Source organism: Pseudoalteromonas sp. Xi13 (genome assembly GCF_003952205.1).
Taxonomy (GTDB): Bacteria; Pseudomonadota; Gammaproteobacteria; order Enterobacterales; family Alteromonadaceae; genus Pseudoalteromonas; species Pseudoalteromonas atlantica.
Genome location: NZ_CP034440.1, coordinates 325052 through 340692, shown reverse-complemented (window position 1 = coordinate 340692; position 15641 = coordinate 325052). Strand labels below are relative to the sequence as shown.

17 protein-coding genes and 1 pseudogene are annotated in these 15641 nt (G+C 38.2%); 14 read left to right on the top strand and 4 right to left on the bottom strand.

Features of this window, described 5'->3' with window-relative positions:
* Positions 1–12: 12 nt before the first annotated feature.
* Positions 13–402 carry an organomercurial transporter MerC gene (gene merC, locus EJ103_RS18010; RefSeq protein WP_024601094.1) on the top strand — a complete coding sequence of 130 codons (390 nt, stop codon included), beginning with the start codon at positions 13–15 and terminating at the stop codon, positions 400–402.
* The gene (locus tag EJ103_RS20285) at positions 390–605 is read left to right on the top strand and encodes a GDCCVxC domain-containing (seleno)protein (RefSeq protein ID WP_076916053.1); all 216 of its coding nucleotides are present in this window, start codon (positions 390–392) and stop codon (positions 603–605) included. Before merC ends, EJ103_RS20285 begins: the two co-directional genes overlap by 13 nt.
* Positions 606–1026: 421 nt before the next feature.
* On the opposite strand, the gene EJ103_RS18000 is transcribed toward EJ103_RS20285, so the two are convergent.
* Positions 1027–2424: a heavy metal sensor histidine kinase gene (locus tag EJ103_RS18000; protein ID WP_055018910.1), complete on the bottom strand. Its 1398-nt coding sequence runs from the start codon at positions 2422–2424 to the stop codon at positions 1027–1029.
* Entirely contained in the window at positions 2414–3100 is a 687-nt protein-coding gene (locus EJ103_RS17995; RefSeq protein ID WP_004588805.1) for a heavy metal response regulator transcription factor, read from the bottom strand. Before EJ103_RS17995 ends, EJ103_RS18000 begins: the two co-directional genes overlap by 11 nt.
* A gap of 166 nt (positions 3101–3266) precedes the next feature.
* Here EJ103_RS17995 and EJ103_RS17990 point away from each other — a divergent pair, with 166 nt between their 5' ends.
* The 10 genes from EJ103_RS17990 to EJ103_RS17945 all read left to right on the top strand — a co-directional run bounded on the left by EJ103_RS17990 (position 3267) and on the right by EJ103_RS17945 (position 12269).
* Entirely contained in the window at positions 3267–5099 is a 1833-nt protein-coding gene (locus tag EJ103_RS17990) for a copper resistance system multicopper oxidase (protein WP_126009123.1), read from the top strand.
* Positions 5096–5959: a copper resistance protein B gene (locus tag EJ103_RS17985; RefSeq protein WP_055011431.1), complete on the top strand. Its 864-nt coding sequence runs from the start codon at positions 5096–5098 to the stop codon at positions 5957–5959. Before EJ103_RS17990 ends, EJ103_RS17985 begins: the two co-directional genes overlap by 4 nt.
* Before the next feature lie 22 nt (positions 5960–5981).
* On the top strand, positions 5982–6389 hold the full coding sequence (locus EJ103_RS17980; RefSeq protein ID WP_004588802.1) for a copper resistance CopC family protein: 408 nt from the start codon (positions 5982–5984) through the stop codon (positions 6387–6389).
* Positions 6390–6400: 11 nt separating this feature from the next.
* Complete coding sequence (locus EJ103_RS17975; RefSeq protein ID WP_064387014.1) at positions 6401–7309, top strand: CopD family protein; 909 nt, start codon at positions 6401–6403, stop codon at positions 7307–7309.
* A gap of 22 nt (positions 7310–7331) precedes the next feature.
* Positions 7332–7820, top strand: coding sequence for a nuclear transport factor 2 family protein (locus EJ103_RS17970; RefSeq protein ID WP_008109928.1), 489 nt, complete (start codon positions 7332–7334; stop codon positions 7818–7820).
* Between the two features lie 10 nt (positions 7821–7830).
* Positions 7831–8349: a DUF411 domain-containing protein gene (locus EJ103_RS17965; protein WP_126009121.1), complete on the top strand. Its 519-nt coding sequence runs from the start codon at positions 7831–7833 to the stop codon at positions 8347–8349.
* Positions 8350–8489: 140 nt separating this feature from the next.
* On the top strand, positions 8490–8999 hold the full coding sequence (locus EJ103_RS17960) for a DUF305 domain-containing protein (protein WP_064387011.1): 510 nt from the start codon (positions 8490–8492) through the stop codon (positions 8997–8999).
* A gap of 33 nt (positions 9000–9032) precedes the next feature.
* Entirely contained in the window at positions 9033–9764 is a 732-nt protein-coding gene (locus tag EJ103_RS17955; RefSeq protein ID WP_055018909.1) for a glutaredoxin, read from the top strand.
* Positions 9765–9960: 196 nt separating this feature from the next.
* Positions 9961–10767: a trypsin-like serine protease gene (locus EJ103_RS17950; protein ID WP_126009119.1), complete on the top strand. Its 807-nt coding sequence runs from the start codon at positions 9961–9963 to the stop codon at positions 10765–10767.
* A gap of 254 nt (positions 10768–11021) precedes the next feature.
* Positions 11022–12269 (top strand): hypothetical protein, encoded by a 1248-nt coding sequence (locus tag EJ103_RS17945; RefSeq protein WP_064386707.1) that lies wholly within the window; start codon positions 11022–11024, stop codon positions 12267–12269.
* Between the two features lie 835 nt (positions 12270–13104).
* Here the strand turns inward: EJ103_RS17945 and EJ103_RS17935 are convergent.
* Both EJ103_RS17935 and cadR read right to left on the bottom strand, forming a co-directional pair.
* The gene (locus EJ103_RS17935) at positions 13105–13482 is read right to left on the bottom strand and encodes a MerR family transcriptional regulator (protein WP_055018870.1); all 378 of its coding nucleotides are present in this window, start codon (positions 13480–13482) and stop codon (positions 13105–13107) included.
* 42 nt (positions 13483–13524) lie between these two features.
* Positions 13525–13914 carry a Cd(II)/Pb(II)-responsive transcriptional regulator gene (cadR, locus tag EJ103_RS17930; RefSeq protein ID WP_002962247.1) on the bottom strand — a complete coding sequence of 130 codons (390 nt, stop codon included), beginning with the start codon at positions 13912–13914 and terminating at the stop codon, positions 13525–13527.
* 78 nt (positions 13915–13992) lie between these two features.
* Here cadR and EJ103_RS17925 point away from each other — a divergent pair.
* Both EJ103_RS17925 and EJ103_RS17920 read left to right on the top strand, forming a co-directional pair.
* Positions 13993–14723 (top strand): annotated as a pseudogene (locus EJ103_RS17925) (transglutaminase family protein).
* Positions 14710–15597: a cation diffusion facilitator family transporter gene (locus tag EJ103_RS17920; RefSeq protein ID WP_002962252.1), complete on the top strand. Its 888-nt coding sequence runs from the start codon at positions 14710–14712 to the stop codon at positions 15595–15597. The pseudogene EJ103_RS17925 and the gene EJ103_RS17920 overlap by 14 nt, the downstream one beginning before the upstream one ends.
* Positions 15598–15641: the final 44 nt, after the last annotated feature.

Here is a 15641-nt window from a genome sequence, read left to right as displayed (position 1 = left end):
TAGACGTTAAAAATGATTAATAAGATTTTAGATAAAGTTAGCTCAGGTGGTGTTTGGCTTGCGGCTCTTAGTTGTACGGGGTGCTTCCCCGCACTCGGCTCGTTAGCATCAGCATTAGGATTAGGCTTTCTCTCTCACTTTGAGGGAATTGCTGTAAATACCTTGTTACCTATATTTGCAACTCTGGCATTGTTGGTAAATTTGTATAACTGGTATAAAAACCAAAATCATGCGAGAGGTATTCTTGGGGTTATTGGCCCTATAGCGGTTTTGTTAACCCTCTATCCACTATGGCAATACGAATGGAGCACTTATTTGTTTTATGTAGGTATTTGTTTGATGATTGTAATGTCCGTATTAGACATTGTTAAACCTTTGAAGGAGCAAACATGCAAAGTATAGAGTTAAATTCTACCATTACTTGCCCTGAGTGTGGCTTCAGTAAAACTGAAGAAATGCCAACCAACGCTTGCCAGTGGTATTATGAATGTGAATCTTGCAAAGTTCTCCTAAAGCCTTTGAAAGGCGATTGTTGCGTATATTGCTCTTATGGAACAGTGAAATGCCCGCCAATTCAAGAAGGTCAAAGTTGTTGCGATAGCTAAATGACAGTCTATTAATGGCAATGAGAAGGCATAAAAAGAAATAGTGAAATGTCAGCAATCGTATCATTGCAGCCTTTATCACTAAGTCACTCAAGGGCTGCTTTTGGCACAGAGCCGTCCTTCAGCTCTAACTCATTTTTGTCCAAAAACGAGTTTACCCGACCCTCCGCTTTTCGCTCAAATAAGACCCCGAAAAATGGCTCATATAGCTATCTAGGCCAACGCTTTCAAAAACAGAAGTATATTTCCGATAACTACCTTTGAATTCCTATAAACGGAAGTTTGCTTCCGAAATATAGCAATATTGGGTTAGAAACCGGAAGTTTACTTCCGTTTTGTACTTTAAGTTTATAAACCGGTGTTTAATGAAAGCTGGGAAGTCTAGAGGTACAAGCAAACATTGGGTTATTAAATTTAATAATTAGCTTTTAGCTAAATTTAGAAAAACTTTAAAGCTGGTAGTTTGATTATTTGAACTGACCTCTATATTTCCACCGTTTGCTTGCGCTAGAGCTTTAACTATTGCAAGCCCTAAACCAGCTCCATCGCTGTGTCGTTGGCGCGATTTATCGGGTCGATAAAAGCGGTCAAATAAATAAGGTAAATGCTCAGAAGGTATTCTCTCCCCAGTATTAATCACTGAAATACATATTTTTTCAGCGGTAAATATTTCACTATTTACTGTGATTGATGAGCCTTTTGGGGCATACCTTATTGCATTGGATAGGAGGTTTGATAATAATTGGCGAAAGTGTAATTTGTCACAATAAAAACAAAGGTTTTGACCTTTTTTCTTAAATGTAATCAATGAGTCTTCAGCCAAAGCATCAAAGTACTCAAATAATGCTTCAATTTCATCATGGCTTTTTAGAGTATTTTGAACGGGTTTAACCAGTCCATTCTGAGTTTTTGCAAGCCAAAGCATATCACTAACCATCTTAGTTAGTCGTTCCAGCTCTTCTAGATTAGAAAACAATAATTCTTGATACTCTAACAACTGTCTTTTTTTAGATAAACCAACCTGTGTTTGAGTGATTATATTTGTTAGTGGAGTACGTAACTCATGCGCAATATCACTAGAGAAATTTGATAAACGAATAAATTCACCTTGGAGCCTGTCGAGCATCGAGTTAAACGACTGCACCATATTAACAAGCTCAATAGGCACTTTATTTTCATCAAGCCTTACATCCATCTTATTAGTTTGGATGTCATGCATTTTCTGACTCAAACCTCGTAAAGGGTTCAATCCTTGATGTATAGCAAACCAAGCCACCAATAAAATGAGTACCGCAGAGCCAAACATAATAGCCCAAAGACTTTGTTGAAATTGATTGAGAAAGTGTAAATGAAAGCTCATGTCTATCGCTGTAGTAATTTTGTATTGCTGTTGCCCAGTACTTAAATTACTCACCAGAGCTCGGTAGGTGTGGGTATCATTTTGCCATGAGGTAATGTTGTTACGGTTAAAGCCAGCTGAAGCATTAGCACTCATTACAAAATCACTAAAATCTCGTTCAGAACTTTGAAAAATGAGCTCTCCTTTTGCGGTATTTACCTGATAGTAAACACCGTGATGACCCGCTACAGCGTTAGATAATTCATTTTTAAGTTTCAGGTTTGATTTATACTGTTGTCTTAAAACTAATTCAATAGATTGATTAATAACATGCAGTTCACTACTATCTTGCTGGAAAAAATGATGTTTTATCGAACTATTTATTAAGGTGGCAACTAAAGTTAAGCACGCAATAACGGTTACAGCGACAAACAACACAACACGCATCGTAAGTGATAAAGGCCGTGACTTAATAGCCATCAGTTTCAACCTCTAATTTATAGCCCATACCACGAACCGTATGAATTAATTTAACAGTAAAGTCATCATCAACTTTTGCTCTTAGCCTACGAATGGCAACATCAATCACATTGGTGTCGCTATCAAAATTCATATCCCATACTTGAGAAGCAATTAACGAACGTGGCAGTACTTCACCTTCGCGCCGTAACAATAGTTCAAGTAAGCTAAACTCTTTATTACTCAATAAAATACGCTTGCCTGCACGTTGTATTTTTCGCTTTGGAATATCCATTTCTAAATCAGCAACTATCAGTATATCGTCAACTGTTTGTACTACACCACGGCGAATAAGAGTGCGTACTCTTGCTAAAACTTCAGCAAAAGCAAAAGGCTTTATTAAATAGTCATCAGCACCAAGTTCGAGCCCCTTTACTCTATCGTCTATACTATCGCGAGCAGATAAAAATAGTACTGGGGTTTTGTTATCTGCTTCACGTAGCGACTGTAAAATTTTCCAACCGGATACGTCAGGTAACATGACATCAAGTATTATTACATCAAATAAGTCGGTCATTGCTAGGTGATGACCGTCAAGTCCATTGCGCGCCAAAGAAACCTGAAAACCAGCTTCACTTAGTCCCTGTTTTAAATAATCTCCTGTCTTTGATTCATCTTCAACAACTAATAAGCGCATACAATTCCTTCATTAAAGTCCTAACAACTACCTCTGCAAATATTATGCAGTATCTGTCACTACAGCAACATGACACCAACATTACAACTTTGTAATGTTCGCGTCATGTTTAAGACAGGTCTATTTTCTATACTCAATACATATTCTGGTATGAAGGAGTAAGGAAATGGGGTTTAAAAAGTCATCACAACAGGTTAGCACACCACGAAGACGATTTGTTCAAGGCTTAATTGCAGGAGGTGTACTTGCTGCTTTTCCGAGTGTATTACATGCTGCATCATCTTTAGTAGCAGGAACAATAACAGGCACTGTGCCCGAACTTAGCGGCAAAGTAATTGATCTGGTTATAGATGAATCGCCGGTTAACTTTACTGGCGTAGTACGTATGGCGACAACTATCAATGGCTCTATACCCGCCCCTACCTTGCGCCTCAAAGAAGGCGATGACGTTACTATTAGAGTAACAAATAAGTTATCAGTACCGAGTTCAATTCATTGGCATGGCATTATTTTACCGTATCAAATGGATGGCGTACCTGGTATCAGTTTTAAAGGCATTATGCCTGGCGAAACCTTTGTTTATAAATTTAAATTACAACAAAGCGGTACATATTGGTATCACTCACATAGTGGCTTTCAAGAAATGACTGGCATGTACGGTGTATTAATTATTGAACCGCGAGAAAAAGATATTATTAGTGCAGATAACGAGCATGTTATTCAATTATCTGATTGGACTGATGATGACCCAATGGCGCTGTTCCGCAAATTAAAAATACAGAGTGATGTATTTAACTTCAATCAGCCCACTGTTCCAGAATTTTTTGATGACGTTTCAAATAGCGGTGTTTCGAATGCTTTGCAACGCCGCAAAATGTGGAATCAAATGAGAATGAATCCTACAGATTTAGCTGACTTATCTGCATCAGCAATGACCTTTTTAATGAACGGTAGTACGCCAATGTCAAATTGGCGAGGAATGTTTAAAGTTGGAGAAAAAGTAAGACTTAGGTTTATTAATGGCTCAAGCAATACTTTTTTTGACGTTCGTATTCCCGAACTAAAACTAACAGTTGTACAAGCTGATGGGCAAAACGTTGAACCAGTGACAGTTGATGAATTTAGATTCGGCCCTGGTGAGACCTACGACGTAATTGTTGAGCCTAAAAATGATGCCTATACGATTTTTGCTCAAAGTATGGATCGCTCTGGTTACGCAAAAGGAACTTTATCAAGCTCGCCTAATATTGATGCGCCAGTACCTGCACTTGACCCTGTTGAATGGTTAACGATGACCGATATGATGGGCAATATGACCCACGGCGGTGAGCATTCTGCAATGGCAGGTATGGCAGGTATGGCTGGCATGTCAGGTATGAACTCTAAAGAAATGGATCATAGCGCTATGGAGCACGGTGCAATGGCGATGGATCATAGCAAACATGGTATGTCTGAAAACCCATTGGCAGTTGCCAGCCCTAAAGTGCGTCATGCCAAAACGGAGTATGGAGCTTCAGTTGATATGCGCGTTGATATGCCTAGAACAAATCTTGATGATCCTGGTATTGGTTTACGTAAAAATGGTCGCCGTGTTTTAACACTTGCAGATTTACACTCACTTGAAGGGATCACTAACCAGCAAGAGCCAGAAGCTGAAATTGAGTTGCATTTAACCGGAAATATGGAACGTTATAGCTGGTCATTTGATGGCTTAGAATTTGGTAAAAGCACGCCAGTGCATATGAAGCATAACCAACGTTTAAGAGTTATTTTACAAAACGATACCATGATGACGCACCCTATGCATCTGCATGGTATGTGGAGTGATTTAGAAAATGAGCAAGGTGATGTGCAAGTGCGACGTCATACAATACCTGTTCAACCCGCACAAAGAATCAGCTTTTTAACCACCCCTCACGATGTAGGGCGCTGGGCTTGGCATTGCCATTTATTATTCCATATGGATGCCGGCATGTTTAGAGAGGTAGTCGTATCATGAAACAATTAAAACTATCTAAATCATTTAGTTTATTAATGTTAACTGGGGCTTCATTAATTAGTTTCCCTTTATTAGCGCAAAGTGAAATGGCACAAATGAATAGCGCTAAGATGCAACCACAAGGAGGAAGTGCACCTAAAGATGCAAGAGACCCCCATGCTTACTCTGCGGGAACAACTTTAACAGAAGGCCCATATGCGCTTGAGGGCAATGAGCGATTAACACTCGCTGATGAGCATCCATTTTACGCATTACTAGGCGATCGTCTTGAATATAACGAGCAAGCAAACGCAGGTGTATTTGACTTACAAGCATGGTACGGCACTACCTTTGATCGATTGGTAATTAAAACCGAGGGTGATTTCAGCGAAGGAAGTATTGAAGAAAACCAAACCGATATTTTATGGGGTCATGCCGTATCAGCATATTGGGATACTCAAGCAGGTGTTCGTCTTGATTACAATAAAGAAGGTGAAAATCGGCAATGGTTGGCTTTTGGCTTACAAGGTTTAGCCCCTTATTGGTTTGAACTTGATATGACAGCATACGTAGGTGAGCGAGGCAATACCGCATTTACGTTAGAGGCAGAGTACGAACTACTACTCACGCAAAAGCTAATTATACAACCGCGAGCCGAAATTACACTTTATGGCAAAAACGATAAACAAAACGAGCTTGGAAGTGGCCTATCAAGCAGCGCGATTGGCTTTAGGGTTCGTTATGAATTTACACGCCAGTTTGCGCCCTATATTGGCGTTGAATGGAGCAATAAATTTGGCAATACCGCCGACTATGCCACATCAAGTGGACAAAGTAGCAACAACACCGCATTTGTTGCGGGTATTAAATTTTGGTTTTAATCATTTTAAATAAGAGGTAATTATGAAGTTTTTTAACTCTGCAGTAGCCATTTTAGGTTTAGTGCTTACATTTTCCGCATCAGCGCATATATCACTCAAGCAATCAATACCTGCACAAGAAGCCATGTTAATGCAAGGACCAGAGGAACTTTCGTTAATTTTTAGTGGTGAAGTAAGGCTAGCAAAAGTCATCATCAAAGATGAAAAAAATAAAACAATAAACTTTGATTTCAAACCCAGCGCCACCCCAAGCACAGACTTTAATTGGTCATTACCGAGCCTAGCCCAAGGCACTTACACGGTTAAATGGACAGCACTGGGTGGTGATGGACATAAAATGACTGGCACGTTTAGATTTATGGTACATAAAAATGAATCGCATAAGATGATGCAAGAACAATCTAATACCCACAGCAAACATAATCATTAAGTAGCAACATCATGCAATTAAGTGAATGGTCAGTGCTCTTACTATTATTAAAACTAGCAAGCTATATAGCAATTGTAGGGCTTGCGGGCACTTTATTAATGCGCTTTATGTGTGGCAACAGCAATGTTGCAGAGCATCACTTAATTAGCTTTCATCAGTTCTTAAAACGTTGGCAAATTACGTGTGTAGTTACAGGTAGTATTGCTGCACTTTTACAAGTACCTATAGAAGCTGGAGCAATGGCTGAATCAGGCTTTATGGGAATGTTTGACCCCTTTATGCTTGAAATTGTTTGGCAATCAGTCATAGGTGACCAAGCAAGGTTTAGAATACCAGCGCTTATTATTGCTCTAATTAGCGCATGTATGTGGAATGTGGAATCAGATGATAACGTAGCAGGTTATAAAAACGGTGCCGTTATACTCATCATGCTTGGGTTTATCGCTTATAGCTTCACTTTTACTGGGCACAGTGCAAACGAAAATGGGTTAGTGAAAAGTATTTTAACCTTTCACCTTATTGCCATAGCGAGCTGGTTAGGGTCATTGTGGCCGCTTTACAAAAGCTGCACTTTACTACCTACCAGTGAAGTAAAGCGGTTAATGCATTACTTTGGTCAACTCGCTATTGTTATTGTATTTGTACTACTTATTTCGGGCTTAACTCTGCTCCTGCGGTACCTAGAGTCATTTTCTGCATTGTTTACATCAGATTATGGGCAACTAATTTTATTAAAGCTGTTACTCGTCAGCGCGATGCTGTTCCTAGGTGCATGGCATAAGCTTTTTTTAGTCCCGCAAATCACTCAACAACACCATATAAGTATATTAAAACGCTCGATTACTGTTGAAATAGTAATTGCCCTGTTTGTACTTATTACAACAAGTGTATTTACCACACTTGTTGGTCCGCCTATTTAACGATTAATAAAAAGGGAAACGTATGTTAATTAAATCCTTTAATTTAAAAATTTTATTGCTACTAATTTTTAGCACTGTTAGTTCTTTTACTGTTAGTGCACATGACGATGAAAAATATTCAAAAAAAGGCAAGGCCTTTGTCAATGTTGATAGCGAGGCTGCAAAAACAGTCAGCCTATTTCATGCATCTCTAAAACAAGGCAATCGCGAAGCTGCACGTAAATTACTGGCCGACGATGTCATCATTTTTGAAGGCGGAAGTGTTGAGCGTTCTGCAGATGAATACGCGAAACATCATATGATAGCGGATATGAAATTCTTAAGTGCTGTTAATAGTGAACTACTAGAGCATCAAGTTTACACAAATGGAGACATAGCTTACTCAATTTCAAGAAGTAAAACTCAAGGAAAGTACAAAGGAAAAGATATTAAGTCTATGGGAATGGAATCAATCACATTAAAAAACACCGATACAGGTTGGAAAATCACTCATATTCATTGGTCAAATTAAGGAGTTAACAATGCGAGTAATCTACATTACCTCAGCGTTATTTTTATCATTAACTATGTCATTTTCGGCGATAAGTATCGAAAAACAACATAAAGCATTAATAACTTATGAGAATTCAGAAAAACCTAAAATTGAGCTTACCGTTTATAAAAGTAAAAATTGTGGATGTTGTAATAAGTGGATTGCTCATTTGAGCGAAAACAATATTCAAACAAAAGCAATTAACGTCAATGACATGGGGACGATTAAATCTCAGTATCAAATAAAACCAAATATGCGGTCATGCCATACAGCCGTTTCAGCCGATGGATTTGTATTTGAAGGTCATGTTCCCGCCAAACATATAAAACAGTTTTTAGCTGAACAACATCCTGAAAAGACGATAGGGCTCTCTGTTCCCTCTATGCCTGCTGGTACGCCAGGTATGGAAATAGGCGATCGCTTTTATAAATATAATATTGAAATGCTTACGCACGATTTACAGCAGAATACTTATAAGCATATTAGCAAATACGCTGAGCAGTTTTAACACTTATGGCACAACTCTTGATGTAATATTAAACATTGATTCAATGATTAAATATATAGTGGGTTTACGCCTAATAACCTGTAAGAATTACCCATTGGTATAAATGATATACAAAGTAAATGATAGAAAGGAGCCATCTAATGTCGCAGTATTTAAAGTTTTTCTTAATGATAGCCACATCAACATTAGTCATGTTTGTACTGATGTATTTGAATACTTATCAGCTAAGTCATGTTTTTTTTAGTGAAACTCGTACTTATATGGCGCTTTATATGGGAGCCACGATGGCAGTGATAATGCTACTTTTCATGCTCAATATGTATAAAGATAAAAAGAAAAATATAACAGTACTCATTGCTAGTGTTACCGTATTTGCGGGAAGTTTATTTTTAGTTCGATCACAAGCGACTGTTGATGATAGCTCATGGATGTCGGCGATGATCCCACATCATTCAATTGCAATACTCACCAGTGAAAGGGCAAAAATCAAAGATAAGCGAGTCCAAGAGCTTGCAACAAATATTATTGAGGCACAGCGTCGTGAGATTAAAGAAATGCAGTGGTTACTAAAGGATATAGAGAAAAATGGCCTAGCAGAAACTCAGGAGCAAGCACAATCTAGGACAGTACCGGATTTTAATGCTAAGTAAAATTTTATACCAATACATAAAAGGGAGCTAAACATGAGTAAATCAGCCCAACTTTTTAGAATGGCCACAGATGAGCATATTTGCCCGTTTGGTTTAAAATCAAAAGACCTACTAGAGCGAGAGGGATATACAGTTGATGATCAGCTATTAACTTCTCGAGAGCAAACAGATGAATTTAAAAAACAACACAGTGTAGAAACTACACCTCAAACATTTATTGATAATAAACGTATAGGTGGCTATGACGACTTACGCGATTACTTTGATAAGCCAAAAGCTGGGCAAGAAGGTACAACTTACACGCCCGTGATTGCGATTTTTTCGGTTAGTTTTTTGCTTAGTGTGGCATTTAGTTTTGCAGCGAATAATAGCTTATTATCAATGCAAACCGCTGAACTATTTGTAGCCCTAACAATGGCAGTGTTAGCAATACAAAAGCTTCAAGACTTATTTAGCTTTACTAATTCATTTATAACCTATGACTTAGTCGCTATGAAAGTAGTCAGGTACGCCTATGTTTACCCATTTTTAGAAGCATTTGTTGGCATTGGAATGATAGCCGGATTACCAGCCTATATTATTGCCCCTATTTCATTGTTCATAGGTGGGGTTGGTGCTGTTTCAGTGATAAAAGCAGTCTATATAGATAAACGAGAGTTAAAATGTGCGTGTGTAGGCGGTGACAGTAACGTACCACTAGGGTTTATCTCCCTAACAGAAAACCTGTTTATGATCGCTGCCGGTATTTGGATGTTTATTAAGTAAACAACAGCTTTAATTTAAAAACATAATGGTGTACTAGTCAAGTTGTACCAGCTCATATCTGATCTTACAGTTTAAGTGAATACGTTTAGACTTCATCAGGCAGACTGCTATGAGCGAATTGCAGACGGTCGAATTAGTTGCCTTCTCCTAGCTTGCAAGGTAGCCTGTAAAGCATTCATAAAAACATGGACGCACTATGAAAGCTTTCTTTTTCATTTTTCTATTTGTCTTTTCTATTAGCTGTCTCGCTGTTGTAAAAAGGCATGATATTCCCCCTGAGAATTATGTGTCGAAAGAAGCTCCTAACTTCTTAGTGGATATGCCTCATGAAGGGCATGGCGCTTTAATTAACCCAAGGTGGGTTGTAACTGTCGCGAATACCATTTTTTATAATTATATTGGTAAAAGTTTAAGGATTGGATCAAATACATATCAAATTGAAAAAGTGTACATACATCCTGAATTTGAAAAACCTAGCGAAAGTTTGTTGAAAGGAAATTTAGCGCCTTTAATGAGTTTTTTTAAAGCAAGAAGTGATATTGCATTAATCAAATTAACTTCGCCTGTGAGCGATGTATTACCGATTACTCTTTACACAAACACAAAAGAACAAGGAAAAACAGTTACAGTTTTTGGTAGAGGTGCCACAGGTAATGGGCTTATTGGCGAAGAGTCTGAGACTAAATCTTTGAAACAGCTGAATCACTTCCAAAATATTATCGAAAATGCAGAAACTAATTGGCTGACATTCAGGTTTGATAAGGCACCTAATGGATTACCTCTAGAGGGAATGCACGCTTCAGGTGATAGTGGTGGAGCCTCTGTCATTTATCAGGGTGGTATACCCTTTCTTGTAGGGCTTTCAAGTTGGCAATTAGCGCATGGCGATATTTCTGATTTTAAGGGTGGGTTATATGGTACAACTGCATATCAAGTGAGAATTTCCAATTATAGTAAGTGGATTAAGGATGTATTAGCTAGCGAACCAAAAACTGTCAATTAGCGTCTGTTTTGGGACTGTAATGAAGTTCGACCTAGAGCGAGAAGCGGACGGTCGTTTAAGCTCGTTCTTGGACAATTTTGAGTTACATAGGTTGTTAAATTAACTCAGTTAGAATTAGGTGATGTATTGAATAAGCGGCTCGCCACGGCGGACTTTCTGGCAGTGTGGATGATGTGCAACGCAAGCAAACTCTGTTGGTTATGACGGGTTTCATAGGGTAAGCTAGTACATAACCTACTGACTGAGAAATATTTATGGACACAATAAAGAGCAAAGCTAGAAGGCAACCTCCATACAAATCCATTTGGTTTTGGGTGTTGCCATTTTTCACTCTAATTGTAGTGTTGACATTGGTCTCTATGGCTCAAAATGTCTCTGGCTTCTCTGAGGGGCTAAAACATACATTAGAAACCTATCGGATACCGCTGGCTTCTGTTGTTTTTTGTGTTACGACATTAATTCAATGGTTGATAGCTCACAACTCAAATAAGCCATCCGAATTAGAGGAGCAGCAAGTAATAAATAGACACCTTAGAGATGAGTATGATGTTAGTGAGCGTCTTTTAATTAAGCAGTTTGGTAAATTATCCTCTGACCGTGCATTTACTTTTATTTCAACAGATGACTTGCCAGCAATTCACTCAAAGGTGTATGCGGAAGACCGTCTAATTAAACGTGGTAAACTAAGTGTCTGTGATGAAGCGATACGAGCCATTGACTACTACTTTCGGAATACCGAAAGGCTACTAGAAGAAGCTCTAAACCTATTGCAAAACGAAGAAGCCAAAGAAACGCCGAACAGGCACATCAAAGAAAGTCTGATCATCCAGCTAATTCAGTATTTAAATCAATGTGCACTAACACTGCATTATGAAATTGGGATGAGGGTGATTAATTTGGATAGCTCAGATATAAATACCTACCGAGATGCTTTTTTCGAAACACTCCATCTAACAAACTTCTTAGGTGGAGAGTTATCCCCCATAGTGAATCAAGTGGTTGAAACCCCATCAACTGAAAAATCCAACTCACAAGAGGATATACTGAACATGTTTGTTGCTGCCCATGAAATAGCGGAGAGTTTAGTGACCAGTAGTGAAGGGGCTACATTTGGTGGCCTGTATAGAAGCATCCAGCTAAGGTCGATCATCAAACAAGCGCAGGGTTCTCCTTTATACCTATTAGCTTGTCAGGTTATTCAAGATATTGTTCTTGAACCACTACTAGGCGAAAGCGATAAAATAGGCGCTGTGGAGGTTGATGACAACTATCCAAAATATGACATATACAACCAAGCTGGAGAGAAGAAGCTAACTCTCGGTTACAAAGAGGTAGATGAGAACACTCTTACCCTCATCCTGAGCGGTGAAGGTGAGAACATAAAAACAACTGTAAGGTTTGTCGATTCGGAAAAGAAAAGGTTCGAAGTAGATAGGGACATGGGGGGGCGCTTTACCCTTGAGTGTAAAAAAGCTATTAACCGGCACTTAGTTATTGAATAGCTATCAACTTGACGGACTGCAGTGGATGAGTAAGTTTGACCATATAGCTAGAGTTTTTGTCATAAGGTAAAGTAAGTCAAATACTAAACTGAATGCTGTGTAGAAAAACTAACGTAAAACACAATGGGGTAGAAAAGAGTTGGACTGCCGAGCTTTCATTAGATACCAACTTATAATCTTAAAGTACAAAACGGAAGTAAACTTCCGGTTTCTAACCCAATATTGCTATATTTCGGAAGCAAACTTCCGTTTATAGGAATTCAAAGGCAGTTATCGGAAATATACTTCTGTTTTTGAAAGCCTTAACTTAGATAGATATATGAGCCACTTTTCGGGGGGCTTATTTGAGCGAAAAGCAGACATTGACCGTTAATCGTTTCAACGACGGCAATTAGCCATACGTTGCATGTTTGCTCCCTTACTGGTTTTACGATATCCAAAACCGACATAACGACCATTAAGCAAATACCAAAGTAAAATAGGTATGTGCTCCAATCATATAGCCAAAGAGGATAAAGCGTTAATAGCACTGCTACAGGCCCTAGAATGCTGAAGACAGCTCTGGTATGGTTTTTATTTTGTGCCAGTTGTATAAGTTTACCAATAGTTCCAAAGATGCAAAAATAGGTAAGAGCGTATTTACAGCTATTCCTTCGAAGTGAGAGAAGAAGCCTAGTCCTAATGCCGATGCAAGTGACCTTAATGCAGGGAAGCAGGCCGTGCCGCTAGCCAAACGCCACTAGAGCCTACTCTGTCTAATATTTTATTTATCATTTGAAAGTCTATTGGTTGATATTACCATCATTCTAAACTCCGTATATAAGTACGGAGTCAATCATTTTAATGAATCAATTATGGGGCAATGTGTTGGATCTTCGTTTTGCATACAGGTATTTGTCATATCCACAATTACTTTCTCTAAACGTTGAAGGTCATTAATTTTGTCTCGAATGATTGCTAACTTTTGTCGGCTTAATAGCTCAACTTGAGTGCAGTTGCTGTCCATAGACATTAGCGATTTTATTTCTCTTAACGTAAAGCCGAGCGCTTTGGCTTTTGTGATAAACCTAAGTTGTCCTGCTATTGTTTCGTCATATTGTCTATAACCAGATATTGGTTTTTCAGGTTGTGTAATCAGCCCTTCTCGTTCATAAAAACGAATGGTTTCTACATTTAAATTTAATGATTGTGCTAATTTGCCAATGGTTTTCATTATTGCCTTTGTGAATACTACTAATCTAAAGTTATATTTAGTTTAGCTATCCAATGATTTGATGATGCCGCACGCTTCAATTGTATTGTCTGAACCACAAGCACTTGCCATCTGTTGTAATTCAGCTTTAAGCGCCCTTAATTCTTTCATACGTTTATTCACTAGTGCAAGTTGCTGATCAATTAATGCATTAACGCTAGAGCAGCTTTCTTCTGGCTTATTTTTTAATTCGATAAGACGTTTAATATCATTGAGTGATATATCTAGGCTGCGACAATGCTTTACGAATTCCAATTGTTTAAGTGCTTTACTATCATACAGCCTGAAATTACCTTCTGAACGGTTTGGATTTAACAGTAATCCTTCTCTTTCATAATATCTAATCGTTTGTATTGAACAGCCCGATTTTTTTGACAATTCGCCTATTTTCATCAATTTCCCCCAGACATTTGACTCTATAGTTACTATAGGATCTATAGTATAGGTATGCAACGAAAGGGATATATAAAAATGACTGAGAAATATTTAAACAATACGAATATCGTTAATTTTGAACACAAAGATATCCAATCCCTGATCGATCAACGAGGGTGGAAAAATTTGGATAATTTCAACAAAATTGGTGCCGCTTATCAGTTTGTAAAAGATGAAATAATGTTTGGCTATAACAAGAGTGATGATATTTCAGCAAGCGATGTGCTAGCAGATGGTTATGGACAATGTAATACTAAGGGTAATCTGTTAATGGCACTATTGCGTGGACTAGGTATCCAGTGTCGTTTCCAAGGTTTTACCATTGATCAGCAACTACAAAAAGGTGCTATCCCAAGCTTGTATTTTGGTTAGCACCTAAATACATCATTCATAGTTGGGTAGAAGTTTACTTTGAAGGGCGTTGGATAAACTTAGAGGGCTTTATATTGGATGAGCAATACTTAAGCTCACTACAGCAGAAATTTAGCCAAGCAAAAGATGAGTTTTGTGGTTATGGTGTTGCAACAAAGTGCTTATCTTCACCCGGTACGGATTGGCGTGGAGAGGATACCTATATTCAAAAAGAAGGTATTCATGACGACTTTGGGCTTTATGATTCACCAGATAAGTTCTATCTCGAAAAAGGTACTAATCTATCAGGTGTAAAACGTTGGTTGTATCAACGAGTGATCCGACATTTGATTAATATGAATGTATCAAAAATAAGAAATAAAAAAGTACTGGAGGTACAAAATGCACAACCATAGTCACAGTCATCAGCATGGTAAAGACGACCGGATTGGTTGGGCATTTTTCCTTAATGTGATATTTACCATTATCGAATTTATAGGTGGTTGGCTCACAAACAGTACGGCGATAATGGCGGATGCCGTTCACGATCTTGGTGATAGTCTTTCAATAGGTTTTGCGTGGATTTTAAGTCGTTTTTCAGATAAAGAAGCATCAGACAAATTCAGCTATGGTTATCGCCGACTTACACTTTTTGGTGCATTGGTAAATAGTATTGTTTTGATTATCGGCTCTATTTGGGTTTTATTTGAAGCAATACCTAAGCTGTCCAATCCTGAAATGCCTGTAGTTGAGGGGATGTTAGGGCTAGCCATACTCGGTGTTGCCGTAAATGGTTATGCGGTATTCAAATTAAAAGCGGGTGAAACACTAAATGAAAAAGTGCTGACATGGCACCTACTTGAAGATGTACTCGGTTGGGTTGCCGTTCTTATAGTCTCTATTGTATTGTTGTTCGTTGAACTGCCGATATTAGATCCTCTATTATCAATAGGGTTTACGCTGTTTATCTTATTTAACGTTTTCAAAAATCTTAAATCAACATTGGTGCTTTTTCTTCAAGCTGCACCCGATAAAGAGACCCAAGAGCGTATTAAGCAGTCATTAATTGAATTTCCTGAAGTAAATGGTATACACCATATGCATTTTTGGTCACTGGATGGTGAAAGTCACGTTTTAACAGCGCACCTTGAGCTGAGTGACAACTTTGACGTTAAAGAATTAATTAAGCTTAAACAAGAGGTTGCAGCTAAATTATCTTCCTATCATTTATCGCATACGACGATAGAGTTTGAGTTTTTAAATGAAAATTGTAGGGATGAAGCAGAGTAAGTTTTATCAATAAAATTTTGGAGCATACAATATAAAAAGCAGCT

What these genes read in the sequence shown, in the direction of transcription:
- EJ103_RS17995 (WP_004588805.1), bottom strand. Translation starts at nt 3,100, where the DNA reads ATGCGCTTATTAGTTGTTGAAGATGAATCAAAGACAGGAGATTATTTA.
- EJ103_RS18000 (WP_055018910.1), bottom strand. Translation starts at nt 2,424, where the DNA reads ATGGCTATTAAGTCACGGCCTTTATCACTTACGATGCGTGTTGTGTTG.
- EJ103_RS17970 (WP_008109928.1), top strand. Translation starts at nt 7,332, where the DNA reads ATGTTAATTAAATCCTTTAATTTAAAAATTTTATTGCTACTAATTTTT.
- EJ103_RS17980 (WP_004588802.1), top strand. Translation starts at nt 5,982, where the DNA reads ATGAAGTTTTTTAACTCTGCAGTAGCCATTTTAGGTTTAGTGCTTACA.
- merC (WP_024601094.1), top strand. Translation starts at nt 13, where the DNA reads ATGATTAATAAGATTTTAGATAAAGTTAGCTCAGGTGGTGTTTGGCTT.
- EJ103_RS17985 (WP_055011431.1), top strand. Translation starts at nt 5,096, where the DNA reads ATGAAACAATTAAAACTATCTAAATCATTTAGTTTATTAATGTTAACT.
- EJ103_RS17955 (WP_055018909.1), top strand. Translation starts at nt 9,033, where the DNA reads ATGAGTAAATCAGCCCAACTTTTTAGAATGGCCACAGATGAGCATATT.
- EJ103_RS17945 (WP_064386707.1), top strand. Translation starts at nt 11,022, where the DNA reads ATGGACACAATAAAGAGCAAAGCTAGAAGGCAACCTCCATACAAATCC.
- EJ103_RS17975 (WP_064387014.1), top strand. Translation starts at nt 6,401, where the DNA reads ATGCAATTAAGTGAATGGTCAGTGCTCTTACTATTATTAAAACTAGCA.
- cadR (WP_002962247.1), bottom strand. Translation starts at nt 13,914, where the DNA reads ATGAAAATAGGCGAATTGTCAAAAAAATCGGGCTGTTCAATACAAACG.
- EJ103_RS17950 (WP_126009119.1), top strand. Translation starts at nt 9,961, where the DNA reads ATGAAAGCTTTCTTTTTCATTTTTCTATTTGTCTTTTCTATTAGCTGT.
- EJ103_RS17990 (WP_126009123.1), top strand. Translation starts at nt 3,267, where the DNA reads ATGGGGTTTAAAAAGTCATCACAACAGGTTAGCACACCACGAAGACGA.
- EJ103_RS17920 (WP_002962252.1), top strand. Translation starts at nt 14,710, where the DNA reads ATGCACAACCATAGTCACAGTCATCAGCATGGTAAAGACGACCGGATT.
- EJ103_RS20285 (WP_076916053.1), top strand. Translation starts at nt 390, where the DNA reads ATGCAAAGTATAGAGTTAAATTCTACCATTACTTGCCCTGAGTGTGGC.
- EJ103_RS17935 (WP_055018870.1), bottom strand. Translation starts at nt 13,482, where the DNA reads ATGAAAACCATTGGCAAATTAGCACAATCATTAAATTTAAATGTAGAA.
- EJ103_RS17965 (WP_126009121.1), top strand. Translation starts at nt 7,831, where the DNA reads ATGCGAGTAATCTACATTACCTCAGCGTTATTTTTATCATTAACTATG.
- EJ103_RS17960 (WP_064387011.1), top strand. Translation starts at nt 8,490, where the DNA reads ATGTCGCAGTATTTAAAGTTTTTCTTAATGATAGCCACATCAACATTA.